This is a genomic window from Chitinophaga sp., from assembly GCF_036569185.1.
In the GTDB taxonomy this organism is placed as follows: domain Bacteria; phylum Bacteroidota; class Bacteroidia; order Chitinophagales; family Chitinophagaceae; genus Chitinophaga.
In genome coordinates, this window is the sequence record NZ_DATCRD010000421.1 from 1 (window position 1) to 14463 (window position 14463).

Consider the following 14463-nt stretch of genomic DNA (forward strand, 5'->3'; position numbering starts at 1 on the left):
CTGGAGTCCATCAAAAAATTCCTGCCCGCCAATTCAGCGGAAATGATGTTCATGAAAGAAGCGCAAGCCCATCTTTTGCAGGTATTACAGCAGGCAGATGTTGCTGCCATCCGCCAGGGAGTAGTGCATATGGATATCTGGTTCGATAATATGAACATCCGTGCGGACCAGGAAATAACCCTCTTCGACTTCGATTTCTGTGGTAATGGCTGGCAATGCCTGGATGTAGCCTACTATATCCTGCAATTGCACAGCCTTATCCGCGACCAGCCTGAATGCCAGGCCAAAACTGACCGCTTCCTGGAAGGCTATAACTCTATTGCACCACTCAGCGCGGAAGAAAAAAGGCTGTTGCCCGCACTGGGGGTATGCATGTATTTCTTTTACCTCGGTGTGCAATGCGACCGGTACTACAACTGGTCTAATTCCTTTTTAAATGAAAGTTACCTGAAACGGTTTATCAACCTGCTGGTAAAACGGTATTATGATCTGTACCTCGGGGAAACCTCAGCGGTACATCCATAACCATATCTTTTACTCACCTCCTTTTACCTTCATCTGCAAGGTATAAATTCCCTTACCTGCGGTGATAAACAGGATATCATTGTTTTTCCCGCCAAAACAGGCATTGGCGGTCCATCCCTCGGGAACGGCGATCTGCCCTATCTTCTGGCCGTCCTTGTTAATAACAGTAACGCCATTTCCACAGAGATAAAGGTTCCCCTGTTCATCAATGGCAATACCGTCAGTTGATTTCTCCGCCATGAGATGGCGGTCGCTCAGGCTGCCGTCTGCATTTACATTATAGCGGTATATTTTACCCGCGCCAATATCTGCTACATACACCAGCTTCCCGTCGCGGGTACCGATAATGCCATTGGGTTTCTTTATATCTGCTGCAGCTACTACCGCTTCTTTGGCGCCGGGCGCCAGGTAATATACATTTTCCTCTTTCAGGTCGGGTTGTTTGCGTTCCCAGTAATCGCGCTGGTAATAAGGATCGGTGAAATACATACCACCGCCGGGCGCTATCCATACGTCATTGGGACCATTGAAGGAATGCCCGCCAAAATTATTCAGCAGTACTTTTACTTTTCCCTTAGGAGAGATGGACCACAGCTCGTATTTCTCATCTGCGCACGCTACCAGGTTGCCTTTACTATCAAAATACAGCCCGTTGGCCCGACCCGCCTTATCTGAAAAAACAGACAGTTTACCCTTCGTATCATATTTCCAGATCTTGTTATTAGGCTGATCTGTAAAATAGATATTCCCTTTTTTATCGGCCGCAGGCCCCTCGGTAAAATCAAATTGTTTTGAAACCAGCTTCAGCTGTGCGTTTTCAGCCACCGTAGGAGGAATAGTGTCCCGGGTAACAGCGCCTGCACTCAAATAACTGCAAGCGCCCAATAGTAACGTGGAATAAAATTTTAATCGCATATCGTTCCGTCAGTTTCTGCAATTGTAATCAATCCTGCGGAGAATTTTTTCTAAAAAAAGCTGATAAAAATAGTAAAGAGAGATAAAAGGCAGGTGGCGGCAATATTGCGCCGGCTATATAGATAGCCCGCCTGCAGGTTAAAACATGATATGAATTTTTTGGGGTAACCAACGCTGGATGACGTTTCCCCCGATTTTAGAATGGCGTTCTTAATCCGTTGGAATACTATCTTATATGGATGAAATTGTGTATTGATTACAGAGGCAAAATTATCGTGATTAACGGCCTCTTCATAGTACAAAAACGACATCTTTGAAATTTATACCATTATTTTATGCAGACGGATAGTATTCTTCAGTTCATCTTCATGGATAAACGAAGGGGTTATCCCGGCAAACTTTTTGAAATCGCGGATAAAATGCATCTGATCGTAATAGCCGCTGTTATAGGCAATCTCTGTCCAGGTTTTCTGCGGGAACAGTTCTTTCAGCTGGTAAGCTTTACAAAAGCGGATGAGCCGCGCATATTGCTTGGGAGGCATGCCCAGCCGTTCGGTACATTTACGTTCAAACTGCCGCAGGCTCAAACAGGCCAGCGAGGCCAGTTCTTCCATGGTAATATTGCCACCGCTGCCCACCAGTGCGGCCATGGCCTTATCTACCGGCAGCACCGGCTTCAGCAGGGATACTTTCTTCAACAGGTAAAACTCAATAATACTTATCATGTGCGCCCAGTTATCGGCCTCTTTCAGTCGCTCTGTAATTTCATCGATCTCATTTCCCAGCAGCAACCGGGTATCAAAATCCTGTTCGTATATTTCTGACATAGGGATCCTCAGCAACCGGTGTAATCCGCTGGGTTGAAAGGCGATGCACAGCGCCAGGTGCCGGCGGCCCATATCAAGGGTCACAGCCTGGTCCTGCGGACCAATAGTTACGCAAACCGATTTGGTAATGAAATCGCCGTTGCCGGGCTTTAATACTTTAATGGGATCTTCCAGGTAAAAAATAATGTATCGCTGATAAGCGGGCACAAAACGATAGATGTTCGACAATCCCTGGGTTTGGGTAAAGTCAACTTCATAAATGCTGATACAATTCACCAGATCCTGTAGCGCAGGATGGGGCTTATAAGTTTCTGATTTCATGGACGTATTTCGGCTATAGGTGCTCAGTACAGGTTTCCTCCTGCCAAAGATAGGTAATTAATAAAAAAGTCAACCAATGCTACCGGTAAGCGTTATCTTTTACCGGTTATTTTTATTTTATATTTAAAGATGAAAATTGCGATAACGGGCGCTTCAGGTTATATAGGTAGCGTACTGGTTCCGATGTTACTGTCTGAAGGTCATACCCTGCGGTTGCTTACCCGTAAATCGCCACCGGAAAGCGCCCCGGAGCGCATTACTTTTGTTCAGGGCCACCTGCAGGAGGAAGCGGCTATCGGCACACTGGTAGCCGGCGCTGATGCAGTGATACACCTGGCAGCGGTGATTTCGGTAGATGACCGGCCGGATAAAGCCCTTTTTGATACCAATACCAGCGGCACCCGGCTCCTGGCCGCCGCAGCGCAGCAGGCCGGTGTTAAAAGATTTATTCACCTCAGTTCCGTTACCGCCTATAACCAGGCGCCTTACGATGAACGGATGGATGAAAACCGTGGCCCGGCCACTACCACACGGTATGGTTACGACTATTCCAAAGCGGTATCGCAGGCCATTGCACTATCGTACAACGGCAACGGTATGGAAGTGATAGTACTGGCGCCTACTGCGGTGACAGGGCCGTTCGACCGGCAGCCATCGCTGATAGGTAAAGCGGTGATCAATATGTACAAAGGCAATATACCCGCGCTCTTTCCTGGTGGGGTTGATTTTACGGATGTAAGGGATGTGGCCGGGGCTATTGTCAGCGCTTTAACCAACGGAACACCAGGCATGGCGTACCTTCTAAGCGGTGAATGGATCTCCCTGGTAACCCTTCACCGGGAAATCCGCCGCATAAAAGGACGGCCGCTCACGCTGCCCGTACTGCCGCAGTGGCTTATATTCAGTATGCTGCCATTGGTAAGGATACTGGCCGCCATTGGCGGCGGACCACCGTTTTACACGCGGCAGTCGGTATACAACCTGGTGTACAGCAATAAAAAAATTGATCATTCAAAGGCTGCTACGGAACTGGGTTTCCAGCCACGGCCTTTTATGGAAACCTTACGGGATACTATTGACTGGTTCAGACAAACAGGCGCTATCAAATGATTGACTATTTACCACATCAGGGTTATGTTGTTTTTATCTGCTGCTGGATAGCCACCGGCATCGGGGCCGGCATTTACCTGTTACGCCGCGAAGCTCCCTACGGGCGCTACAGCAGCAACAACTGGGGGCCCATGATCTCCAATAAAACCGGCTGGCTGCTGATGGAAACCACGGTGCTCATCACCTTCCTCGTATGGCTGCCCCTGCGTACTTTTCAATGGCGTTCCCCCGCCGGCGTTATGGTATGCCTTTTCTTCCTGCATTATATACACCGCAGTTTCGTATACCCGTTCATGATACGTACCAAAGGGAAAAAAATGCCGGTGGTCATCATGCTCTCGGCCATGCTGTTCAATACGGTGAACGGCTCGCTCCTGGGTATCTGGTTCGCTGCATTTGCACATTACCCGGATAACTGGTTCTTTTCCCCGGCGTTTATAGCCGGACTATTACTTTTTGCTACAGGCATGTATGTTAACTGGCAATCGGATTATCATTTAATACAATTGAGAAAGAAACATGAAACCGGCTATAAGATCCCGCAGAAAGGGCTTTTCAGGTATCTCTCCTCTCCCAATCTCACCGGGGAAATAATGGAATGGGGCGGCTACGCCCTGCTTACCTGGAGCCTGCCGGCACTGGCCTTTTTCATCTGGACCTGCGCTAACCTGGTGCCCCGTGCAATGGCCAACCACCGCTGGTATCAGCAAGAATTCCCGGAATACCCGGCCAACAGGAAAGCATTAATCCCCTTCACCTGGTAACCTGCGGCATATGGCAAAAAAGTACAGTCAGTTCAAAGCAGCATTGGTAATGGCAAAAGCAAGCCTTATTGCTACCTTACGCAGTCCTACCTCCGTTGTTTTTGCCCTGCTGTTCCCGGTGATATTTGTAACGGTGTTTGGCGCTATGGTCGACAGCACCGCGGTAAAGCTGAAGATCAGGCTATCGCCGCAGAGCGACAGTACCAGCCCCATGTATGCGGCTATTAAAGCCGTCTCCATTTTCGACCTGGCCTATGGCAGCGATTCTGCTGCCATGCTATCGGACCTGAAAAAAGGAAGGATTGCCGCCGTCCTTTATCTTCACCCTCCTTTAGTTGTCAGCGGCGCTCCACAATTCAGGACGGATCTTCTCGGCAGCAGCGCCGTGGCGGATAAAATGCCGCTGATCCGTGCGGCATTACAGGCAGCCGCCGTGCAGGTGAACCGGCAGATATTACCCGGCCAGTCCGCCCCCGCTACGATCCGTGAAATAACGATCCCCGGCAGGATATACCGGCAAATAGATTTTATTTTACCCGGGCAGCTGGGATTTTCCCTGCTGATGGCAGGCGTATTCAGCTCTGCTTTCCTCCTGTTTAACCTGCGGCATACGCTCGTACTCAAACGCATATACGTAACGCCGGTGAGCCGTGCGGCGATATTATCCGGTGAACTGATCAGCCGTTTATTGTTCCAGGTGATCTGCTTTATGATCATCACTGCACTGGGATATTTTGCCTTTCACTTTACGCTGGTGAACGGGCTGCTCACTTTTATGGAAATGCTGTTGCTGTCTGTATTCGGACTGGTTATTTTTATGGGCATCGGTTTTATTATCAGCGGTATGATCCGCAATGAAAGCTCCATTGCACCGGTGGCCAACACGCTCACGGTGCCCCAGATACTGCTTTGCGGATTGTTCTTTCCAATAGATAATTATCCGGTATGGTTACGCAGTTTTTGTGAACTGCTGCCGCTTACTTTTTTTGTAGATGGATTAAGGAAAATTGCCTTTGAAGGTTTGCACATCTGGCAGATCCCCTGGCAACTGGGAGGACTTATTGTATGGGGAGTACTGATCGCAGCACTATCCATCCGGTCATTCAAATGGGAATAACAGGTTGTCGCGCCTGCCCCTTTTATTGTCGTATACAGCCACCTTTCAACCCCTGAAAGCGGCTTAACTTTATGCCATCTTCTTAAACACAAAAAAATAACATCATGGCAGCAGTGAATCCTTACCTGAATTTCAACGGCAACTGTGAAGAAGCCTTCAACTTTTACAAATCTGTTTTCGGCAAAGAATTCCAGACATTTTCACGCTTCGGCGTGGAACATCGCGCGGAAGGAGAAGAAAATAAAGTGATGCATGTGGCCCTGCCGCTGAGCAAGGGCTCCTTCCTTTTTGGCAGCGACCGGCCGGCACAATATGGCCCGGGCGAGCTGGGCAACCTGTTCTTCGTGGCTATTGAAGCGGAGAGCGAAGCCGAAGCCGATAAACTGTTCAACGGGCTTTCAAAAGGCGGCCAGCCTACCATGCCTATGAATAAGGCGCCCTGGAATGCCTACTTTGGTATGCTGACAGATCAGTACGGCGTATCCTGGCTGATCAACTACGATTATGCGCAGCCAAGCTGATAATTCGCTGAAGAAAAAGGCAGCCGGTTCAGTAAAGTGAACCGGCTGTTTTCGTATTATGTGACAGTCTGGGGTTGGTATTCACTTTTATGGATTGGCTATTAAAGTGGTAAGTTGTTTATCCAGCTGTTCCCCGCGCAGGTTCTTTGCAATAATTTTTCCATCCGGCGCAATCAGGTAATTGGTAGGTACGCCACGCACGCCGTATTTGCGCGCCACGGCATTGTCCCAGTACTTCAGATCGGATACATGCACAAAATCCTGCAAGCCGTCCTTTTCAATAGCGCCCAGCCAGGCCGCTTTCTTCCCGGGCTGATCCAGCGATACGCTTAACACCATGAAGTTTTTATCATGGAACTTCTTATAAGCCGCCACCACGTTAGGGTTCTCTGCACGGCAAGGGCCACACCAGGATGCCCAGAAATCCAGGAATACATACTTACCCCTGAAGTCGGACAATTTCACCGGCTTATCGTTGATGTCGTTTTGCGTAAAGTCAGGCGCAGGTGCACCGATGCCTAAGGCTTTTTCTGTTTCCATCGACTGGTAAAACTCCTGTCCGGCGGGGCTTTTCTTCAGCGCCGGCGTAAGGCTGTTATACATCGGGGTAAGCTCTTTCAGGTTCATATTATTCATCACCGCCAGCTCCTTCAGGGCTACAACGCTGAAAAAAGAGTTAGGATTTTCGCTGATAAACCTGCGCTGCAGCGCTTTCTTTTCATCAATAGCTGCATGGAAACGGGTATTCAACCGGTTGGTAAATACCGTATCGTTCCGCTGTGCATCGGTTGCACTGCCATAGTCTTTATTGATGCCTGCCATCGCTGAATCATACGCTGAAATAAACAATTTATACCGCTCAAACTCCTTGTTCACCGGCGATCCTGTGATCACGGCATCGCTGATATTGCCGCTACTGGCAACTGTAAACGTGGCATTATCCAGGTACAGCAGTCGACGGTCCGCATCCATCCCGTGGCTGCCAGGGCCTGCGCCGTCATGATCTACCGTAAGCATCACCAGGTAAGGGGATTTCAATGTGCCTTTAAATTCAAAGCTGCCATTTTTGATAACGGCAGAGTCGAGGAAAGTTTCCCCGTTCACCCGGCGGTCAAGATAGGCTTTGGCGCCGGGAGCTGTTTGTCCCACCTTACCTTTCAGTGTGTAGGCCTGCTGCGCAAAGGCCATCGCCGGCAACGCAAGCGCCGCTAATAGTATCCCTGTCTTCATAAATAAACTGTATAACGTTGGTTTATGAGATATAAAGCAGAAAACCTCCCTGATCTTAGCGTTATCCCGCTTTTTTTTATGCAGCCCGGCCGGGCGGGCATGAGGTTTAACAGTAGTTAACATTGTCATAATAAACTAATTAGCATTCTTACCGTCCAATAACCCGTAGCCAGCTACCGGATAATTATCGCCCGTTTTTGAACAATACAATTAAACGGATAGTTACTCATAGTACCTGATTGCTGTCTGTATTATTTAATGAACCTTAAAAACGCTATGAGCCGATCTACAATTGTACTTTTGCTGCTGGTATGCTGTGCCTGCAGGAACAACAGGCAAGGCAGTACAAAAAACACCGTAAAGCCCTACCCTGTTATCGTACTGCAACCCAAAAATGCCATCATCAATGCCGACTATCCCGCTACTATCCAGGGTATCCAGAACATTGAGATCCGCCCTAAGATTGACGGATATGTAGATGCTATTTACATCGATGAAGGCGCCACCGTTAAAAAGGGACAGCTGCTTTTCCGTATCAGCGCCCCGCAGTACGAACAAAACGTTAACACCGCCCAGGCCAATATCAAAATTGCCGTGGCAGATGTAAATGCTGCGCAGATGCAGCTCAACAAAGTAAAACCGCTGGTAGAAAAAGATATCATCAGTGCGTATGAACTGGAAGCCGCAGCCTATAACCTGCAATCCAAACAGGCCGCACTGGCACAGGCGCAGGCAGCGCTAAACAACGCCAAAACCAATCTTAGCTATACCACTATTTACAGCCCTGCAGATGGCGTAGTAGGTATACTGCCATACAAGATAGGTAGCCTGGTAAACAGTACCACCCCCAACCCGCTCACCACCGTTTCAAATATTACGCAGATCTACGCCTACTTTTCCATCAACGAAAGACAGGGACTTGATTTCTTCCTCTCTTCCAAAGGGGCTACCATGCAGGAAAAGCTGGCTACCCTGCCACCGGTAACGCTGGTGCTGGCCAATGGCGTTGTACTGCCCAGGCAGGGCCGCGTGGAAACTGCCAGCGGTTTGATCAATCCATCTACCGGCGCCCTCAATATGAGAGCTACCTTCTCCAATCCGGATGGCCTGGTACGCAGCGGCAGCAGCGCCATTGTAAGGATCCCGCAGCCGATAGACACCGCATTGCTGGTGCCGCAGAAGGCTACCTTCCAGATACAGGGTAAACTGTTTGTGTATGTGGTAGATGCAGATAATAAAGTAAGATCAGTAGACATAGGCTCCAATGCCAGCGCCGCCGGGCAGTCGTTTGTAGTGCAGCATGGCGTGAAAAAGGGCGATAAAATAGTGGTAGACGGGATCAGTAACCTGCGGGAAGACCAGGTGATCAATCCCCGCCCTGTAAACGCCGACAGTGTTTACAACAGTCTCTGATCCATTTAAAACAATATCATGTTAAAAAGATTTATAGAGCGGCCGGTATTGTCAACAGTAGTATCGATCATTATTGTTACACTAGGCATATTGGGACTGGTATCACTACCTATTTCCCAGTATCCTGATATTGCCCCTCCCACCATACAGGTACAAACTTCCTACAGCGGCGCCAATGCCGATGTAGTGCTGAAAAGCGTGGTAGTACCGCTGGAACAGCAGATCAACGGCGTGGAGAATATGGACTATATCACCTCCACTGCCGGTAACGATGGTTCAGCCAATATTACCGTCAGCTTCAAAATAGGCAGCGATCCCAATATGGCCGCGGTGAACGTACAAAACGCCGTAGCCCGCGCCACGCCGCTGCTGCCGCAGGAAGTAACCCGCTCCGGCGTTACCGTGCAAAAGAAACAGACCAGCAACCTGCTCATCTTTTCCATTTACAGCACCAACCCCAGCTTTGATCAAACATTCCTGCAAAACTACACCGACATTAATATCACACCGGTGATCAAACGCATCCCCGGTGTGGGCGATGCCTCCGCTTCCGGTAATATGGACTATTCCATGCGCATCTGGCTCAATACCCAGGCGATGGCTTCATACGGATTGGTGCCGGCCGATATTACCGCCGCACTGGCAGAACAGAATATCCAGGCCGCGCCCGGCCAGTTCGGGGAAAGCGGCGGACAATCCTTCCAGTATGTGATCAGGTATCCCGGTACACTCGTTGATACCACACAGTTTGGCAACATCGTGCTACGTAGCAACCTGCGCAGCCGGTTACTGCGACTAAAAGACGTAGCCCGCATTGAGCTGGGCGCTCTCAGTTATTTCAACAGCACCCGCACCAATGGATATCCCGCCGTTTCTGTAAGCGTGGCGCAGGTAGCCGGTTCCAATGCCCGCGATGTGGTCCGCGAAACACTGAAGGTAATGGAAGAAGCCTCCAAAACATTTCCCAAAGGCGTAAAGTACGTGGTGCTGCAAAACGTAGACGACTTCCTCACTGCCTCTATCGATAAGGTATTGCATACATTGGTGGAAGCATTCATACTGGTATTTATAGTGGTGTTCATTTTCCTGCAGGATTTCCGCTCCACGCTGATACCCGCTATATCCGTGCCGGTGGCTATTATAGGCACTTTCTTTTTCCTGAAGCTGTTTGGTTTTACCATTAACCTGCTTACGCTTTTTGCCCTGATCCTGGCCATTGGTATCGTGGTGGACGATGCTATTGTAATTGTGGAAGCCGTGCATGCCCGTTTGGATACCGGTTATAAATCGGCCCGCAAGGCAAGTATTGATGCATTGGATGAAATATCCGGTGCCATTGTTTCTATTACGCTGGTTATGTCGGCAGTATTTATACCCGTTAGTTTTATAGGCGGTTCCTCCGGTATTTTCTACAAACAGTTTGGCCTCACACTGGCCATTGCCATTGTGCTTTCCGCCATCAACGCACTTACCCTGAGCCCGGCGCTCTGCGCTATTTTCCTGCGGCCTCACGGGAAGGAACATACGAAAATGAATTTCCTCCAGCGTTTTTATAAAGCATTTAATGTGGCTTTTGAGAAAATGACCAGGCGCTATGCCAGCTCCCTCCGGTTCTTTGGTAAAAGGAAATGGATCCCGATCGGTATACTGGGCATCTTCTGCGCGGGACTGTTCATCCTCAGCAAAACAACGCCTACAGCGTTTGTTCCCTCGGAAGACCTGGGCACCATTAACTGCAATATCAGTTTGCCACCCGATGCCTCGCTGGAACGTACCGATGCAGTGACGCGGAAAATTGAAAAAATTGCAGGCACTATACCTGAAATCAATAACATACTGGCGGTTACCGGCCGGGGACAATTATCCGGTACGGGCAGTAACTACGCCATGGTGGTGATGCGGCTCACGCCCTGGGATCAGCGCAAACGGGATATCCAGCAGATCATTAAGGAACTGAATAAGAAAACAGCCGATATGACGGAAGCGGAGATCAAGTTTTTTGCCCCCAATACCATCCAGGGATTCGGCGCTTCCAACGGATTTGCCTTCCAGCTGCAGGATAAAACCGGCGGCGATATTGCGCACTTCTTTAAGGTGAGCAAAGACTTCCTCACGGTGCTGAATGAGCGGCCGGAGATCCAGTTTGCCACCACTTCTTTTGATCCGAACTTTCCTCAATACCAGATGGATGTAAACGTGCCAAAGATCAAAGACGCGGGCCTGAACGTAACCGATATCACTAATGCCATGCAGGGATATTTTGGAGGTATCTACGCTTCCAACTTCAACCAGTTTGGACAGCAGTACCGGGTAATGGTGCAGGCCTCGCCTGAATTCAGGATGACGCAGGAAAGCCTGAATGCCGTGTTTGTGCGCACTGCCGCAGGGATCATGGTGCCCATCACGGAGTTTGTGAGCCTGTCGCAAACCTACGGCCCGCAGGCGATCACGCGGTTTAACCTCTTCACCTCTATCAGTATTAACGGTTCTCCCAATACCGGGGTCAGCTCCGGCGAAGCGATTAAAGCCATTCAGCAGTCGGCCGCAGAAACATTGCCCACCGGCTTTGGCTTCGAGTTTTCAGGGCTTAGCCGTGAAGAGCTGGCAGGCGGCAGTCAGACCATCTTCATTTTCCTGTTGTGCCTCATTTTTGTGTACCTGCTGCTCAGTGCGCAGTATGAAAGTTACCTGCTGCCTTTCGCTATCCTGCTGGCCATCCCGGTGGGTATTTTCGGAGCTTTCCTGTTTGCGCAGCTCTTTGGCATCAGCAACAACATTTATGTACAGATCACCCTGATCATGCTGATAGGATTGCTGGCTAAAAATGCGATCCTCATAGTAGAATACGCCGCGGAAAGAAGAAGGGCAGGCATGAGCATTGCCGATGCAGCAGTAAGCGGCGCACAGGCCAGGTTACGGCCTATCCTGATGACCTCCTTCGCCTTTATCCTGGGACTGATCCCGCTGATGTTGTCTACCGGCGCGGGCGCCAACGGCAACCGCTCCATAGGCACCGGCGCTGTTGGCGGAATGCTGATAGGTACGGTATTCGGTGTATTCATCACACCTACTTTGTTTATCATCTTCCAAACCTTACAGGAAAAAGTAAAACGGGCGCCCGAAACAGAAGAGGAGGATGATGAAGAAAAGCAACCACCGGCCATCGCACCGGTATCTTAAAAAAATCTGCCGCAGGCAGTTATCAAAACAGGTAATATGAACGGTCGAAACAAGATATATATTCTACTTCTTTTCATCCTGGCAGGATGCATTACTGCCTGTCGTATCACGAAGCCTTACCAGCCTCCTTCCATCACAGATAATAACCTGTACCGGGACGTGAATACAACAGATACCAACAGTATTGCCAGGGTACACTGGAAAGAGATTTTTACGGACACGCTTTTACAACAGCTGATTGCTACCGGCATCCGTAACAACCTTGATCTGCAAGTGGCCTGGTCGCGCATGCGACAGGCGGAAGCCAGTTACGCGCAAAGCAGGCAGGCGCTGTATCCCGCAGTAAGCGGGAACGTAAGCGCGGCTTATGCAGGCGCTTCCAATCAACAACGTACAGGCAGAACCGTTATACCCCAGCAATATAACGCCGGCCTGACCGCCACCTGGGAAGCGGATATATGGGGCAAACTGCGCAGCAATAAACGCGCTGAACTGGCCGCTTTCCTGCAGGCTACCGCCAATGCCCGGGCTGTGCAAACAGGGCTTATTGCCAGCATTGCCACCAACTATTACAACCTTATGGCGCTGGATCAGCAACTGAAAATTACACAACAGACCGTGGTGAACTGGCAGGCTACCGTGGAGGTAATGAAGGAACTGAAAAAAGGCGATGTGGTAACCGGCGCAGCAGTGGTACAAAGTGAAGCCAGCAGGTATGCCGCGGAAGTAACGATCCCTGATCTGAAACAATCGATCCGTGAAACGGAGAACCAGCTGAACCTCTTGCTTGGACAGGCACCCGGGCCTATCGCCCGCAGCAGCCTGGACGACCAGCAGCCAGTAATGCTGCTGAAAACCGGCGTGCCTGCACAACTGCTGGCCAACCGCCCGGATGTACAGGCAGCCGAATATAATCTGCGCTACTACTACGAATTAACGAATGTGGCCCGCGCCTATTTTTATCCTGCGCTTACTATTTCGGCGTCCGGAGGTTATGCCAGTTACTTCTCGCTCACCGGTCCCGGTTCCTGGATCAGTAATCTCACGGCGGGTTTAACACAGCCCATCTTTAACCAGGGCATTAATAAAACGCGCCTCAAAGTAGCAAAGGAACAACAGGAACAGGCGGCGCTGGATTTCCGTACCTCGGTATTAACAGCCGGGCAGGAAGTATCCAACGCATTGTATTCTTATCAAACCGCTGTGGAAAAAGGCAACTCGCGGCGATTACAACTGCAAAACCTGCAGCTGTCGGTAGAATATACGCAGGAACTGGTGAGATACGGATTTGCCAACTATACGGAGGTATTGAATGCACAGCAAAATCTCTTAACCGCACAACTCAGCAGGATCAATGATCACCTGCAACAGTTGCAGGCGGTAGTGTTCTTATACAGGGCGCTGGGCGGCGGCTGGCAGTAGCTCCTGCCGGAATGCAAGAGCGGCGGGTATGGCGGCGGTACTGTTCAGTACTTCGTCTACCAGCCCAAAATCACGGGCTTCGGCGGCGTCCATGAAATGATCATTCCTGAAGGCATACGCCACTTCTTCCACAGAACGGCCGGATTGCAAAGCGATCAGCTGTGACAGTTTATCCTGTAACCGTCCCTGTTCATTAAAAGCGATCCGTACATCTTCCGTATATCCTTTGGCGCCGCCGCTGGCGGGATGCATATGAATAGTGGCGTTAGGCAGCGCATAACGTTGTCCGCTGGCGCCGGCCGTGAGAATAACGGTGCCCATGCTGCCGGTGAAACCCATGGCCGTTGTGGATACGGGCGACTTCAGCATTTTCATCGTATCATAAATGGCCATACCCGCGTAAATCACGCCACCCGGGCTGTTGATGTACATATTGATGGGCCGGTGGTTTTCACTGTCGAGGTACAGCAGCTGTGCCACGATAAGATTCGCCACCTGGTCGTCGATAGCCGTGCCCAGGAAAATGATCCGCTCCTTCAGGAGCAGGCTGTATATATCAAACGCGCCGCGGCTTTCGCCGTCGACAACCGTAGGAACTAAAAAAGCCATGTTATTTAAAAATAGAAGTGATGGAATGATTGAAAGAAGTATCCTGCATCAGGCGCTGGAAAAGCAGGTCCAGTTCCTGTCGTTTTTCTTCCCGCGCCAGCCAGCGTACCAGCTGCAGTGTTTTCCGCTGGTAGCGTACCTTCTCCCGCAATGCCGGCGCAGCCAGCATCCTGGCCTGGAACACCAGCCGGGAGGCCACAGGCATTTCCTGCAGCAGGTATTGTTCTATTTGCTGCGCTTCAGTTAACTGTTTCCGCATAATCCGACTGTTTAATCTGTTCCCTTACTTTTTCCAGGCATTTGTATTTCTGCACGCTGGCGGAATGTTGTGTTTTAAAATTAAAATCTGCTGCTATTTCCTGTATGGAAAGATGATCGTAATAAAATGCGCGCAGCAGCTGCAAACACCGTTTGCCGGCGGCTTTCACATACTCCAGTACCGGTTTGGAAACCGGTGGCGGCGCATAATAATCTGCGGGCACGCCGATATCGCCGTCCATATCATCCAG

General features: G+C 50.0%; 13 protein-coding genes and 1 pseudogene. 8 read left to right on the forward strand and 6 right to left on the reverse strand.

Annotation, left to right across the window (positions count from 1 at the left end; all coding sequences use genetic code 11):
- The coding region (locus tag VIM72_RS31580; protein ID WP_332006782.1) for a phosphotransferase enzyme family protein at window positions 1-525 on the forward strand (525 nt) is incomplete at its 5' end.
- A 9-nt stretch (window positions 526-534) separates the two neighbouring features.
- Here the strand turns inward: VIM72_RS31580 and VIM72_RS31585 are convergent.
- Both VIM72_RS31585 and VIM72_RS31590 read right to left on the reverse strand, forming a co-directional pair.
- Window positions 535-1440 carry an SMP-30/gluconolactonase/LRE family protein gene (locus tag VIM72_RS31585; RefSeq protein ID WP_332006783.1) on the reverse strand — a complete coding sequence of 302 codons (906 nt, stop codon included), beginning with the start codon at window positions 1438-1440 and terminating at the stop codon, window positions 535-537.
- A gap of 320 nt (window positions 1441-1760) precedes the next feature.
- Window positions 1761-2588: a helix-turn-helix transcriptional regulator gene (locus tag VIM72_RS31590; RefSeq protein WP_332006784.1), complete on the reverse strand. Its 828-nt coding sequence runs from the start codon at window positions 2586-2588 to the stop codon at window positions 1761-1763.
- A 129-nt stretch (window positions 2589-2717) separates the two neighbouring features.
- On the opposite strand from VIM72_RS31590, the gene VIM72_RS31595 reads away from it, so the two are divergent.
- The 4 genes from VIM72_RS31595 to VIM72_RS31610 all read left to right on the forward strand — a co-directional run bounded on the left by VIM72_RS31595 (window position 2718) and on the right by VIM72_RS31610 (window position 6100).
- Entirely contained in the window at window positions 2718-3698 is a 981-nt protein-coding gene (locus VIM72_RS31595) for an NAD-dependent epimerase/dehydratase family protein (protein WP_332006785.1), read from the forward strand.
- Entirely contained in the window at window positions 3695-4462 is a 768-nt protein-coding gene (locus VIM72_RS31600; RefSeq protein WP_332006786.1) for a DUF1295 domain-containing protein, read from the forward strand. The genes VIM72_RS31595 and VIM72_RS31600 overlap by 4 nt, the downstream gene beginning before the upstream one ends.
- A 10-nt stretch (window positions 4463-4472) precedes the next feature.
- A complete protein-coding gene (locus tag VIM72_RS31605) occupies window positions 4473-5579 on the forward strand; it encodes an ABC transporter permease (RefSeq protein WP_332006787.1) in 1107 nt (368 codons plus the stop codon).
- A 104-nt stretch (window positions 5580-5683) separates the two neighbouring features.
- Window positions 5684-6100: a VOC family protein gene (locus VIM72_RS31610; RefSeq protein ID WP_332006788.1), complete on the forward strand. Its 417-nt coding sequence runs from the start codon at window positions 5684-5686 to the stop codon at window positions 6098-6100.
- 87 nt (window positions 6101-6187) lie between these two features.
- On the opposite strand, the gene VIM72_RS31615 is transcribed toward VIM72_RS31610, so the two are convergent.
- Window positions 6188-7330 carry a TlpA disulfide reductase family protein gene (locus VIM72_RS31615; RefSeq protein WP_332006789.1) on the reverse strand — a complete coding sequence of 381 codons (1143 nt, stop codon included), beginning with the start codon at window positions 7328-7330 and terminating at the stop codon, window positions 6188-6190.
- A gap of 276 nt (window positions 7331-7606) precedes the next feature.
- Between VIM72_RS31615 and VIM72_RS31620 the strand changes: the two genes are divergently transcribed.
- The 3 genes from VIM72_RS31620 to VIM72_RS31630 are packed head-to-tail and all read left to right on the forward strand — an operon-like array spanning window position 7607 to window position 13345.
- Window positions 7607-8743, forward strand: a complete 1137-nt coding sequence (locus tag VIM72_RS31620) for an efflux RND transporter periplasmic adaptor subunit (protein WP_332006790.1) — start codon at window positions 7607-7609, stop codon at window positions 8741-8743.
- Between the two features lie 18 nt (window positions 8744-8761).
- Entirely contained in the window at window positions 8762-11923 is a 3162-nt protein-coding gene (locus VIM72_RS31625) for an efflux RND transporter permease subunit (protein WP_332006791.1), read from the forward strand.
- A gap of 36 nt (window positions 11924-11959) precedes the next feature.
- Complete coding sequence (locus VIM72_RS31630; protein WP_332006792.1) at window positions 11960-13345, forward strand: TolC family protein; 1386 nt, start codon at window positions 11960-11962, stop codon at window positions 13343-13345.
- Here VIM72_RS31630 and VIM72_RS31635 read toward each other — a convergent pair.
- The 3 genes and pseudogenes from VIM72_RS31635 to VIM72_RS31645 all read right to left on the reverse strand — a co-directional run.
- Window positions 13313-13954 carry a ClpP family protease gene (locus VIM72_RS31635; RefSeq protein WP_332006793.1) on the reverse strand — a complete coding sequence of 214 codons (642 nt, stop codon included), beginning with the start codon at window positions 13952-13954 and terminating at the stop codon, window positions 13313-13315. The genes VIM72_RS31630 and VIM72_RS31635 overlap by 33 nt on opposite strands.
- Before the next feature lies 1 nt (window position 13955).
- Window positions 13956-14213 (reverse strand): hypothetical protein, encoded by a 258-nt coding sequence (locus VIM72_RS31640; protein ID WP_332006794.1) that lies wholly within the window; start codon window positions 14211-14213, stop codon window positions 13956-13958.
- Window positions 14194-14463: pseudogene (locus VIM72_RS31645) on the reverse strand (hypothetical protein); the annotation flags it as partial. The gene VIM72_RS31640 and the pseudogene VIM72_RS31645, both read right to left, overlap by 20 nt.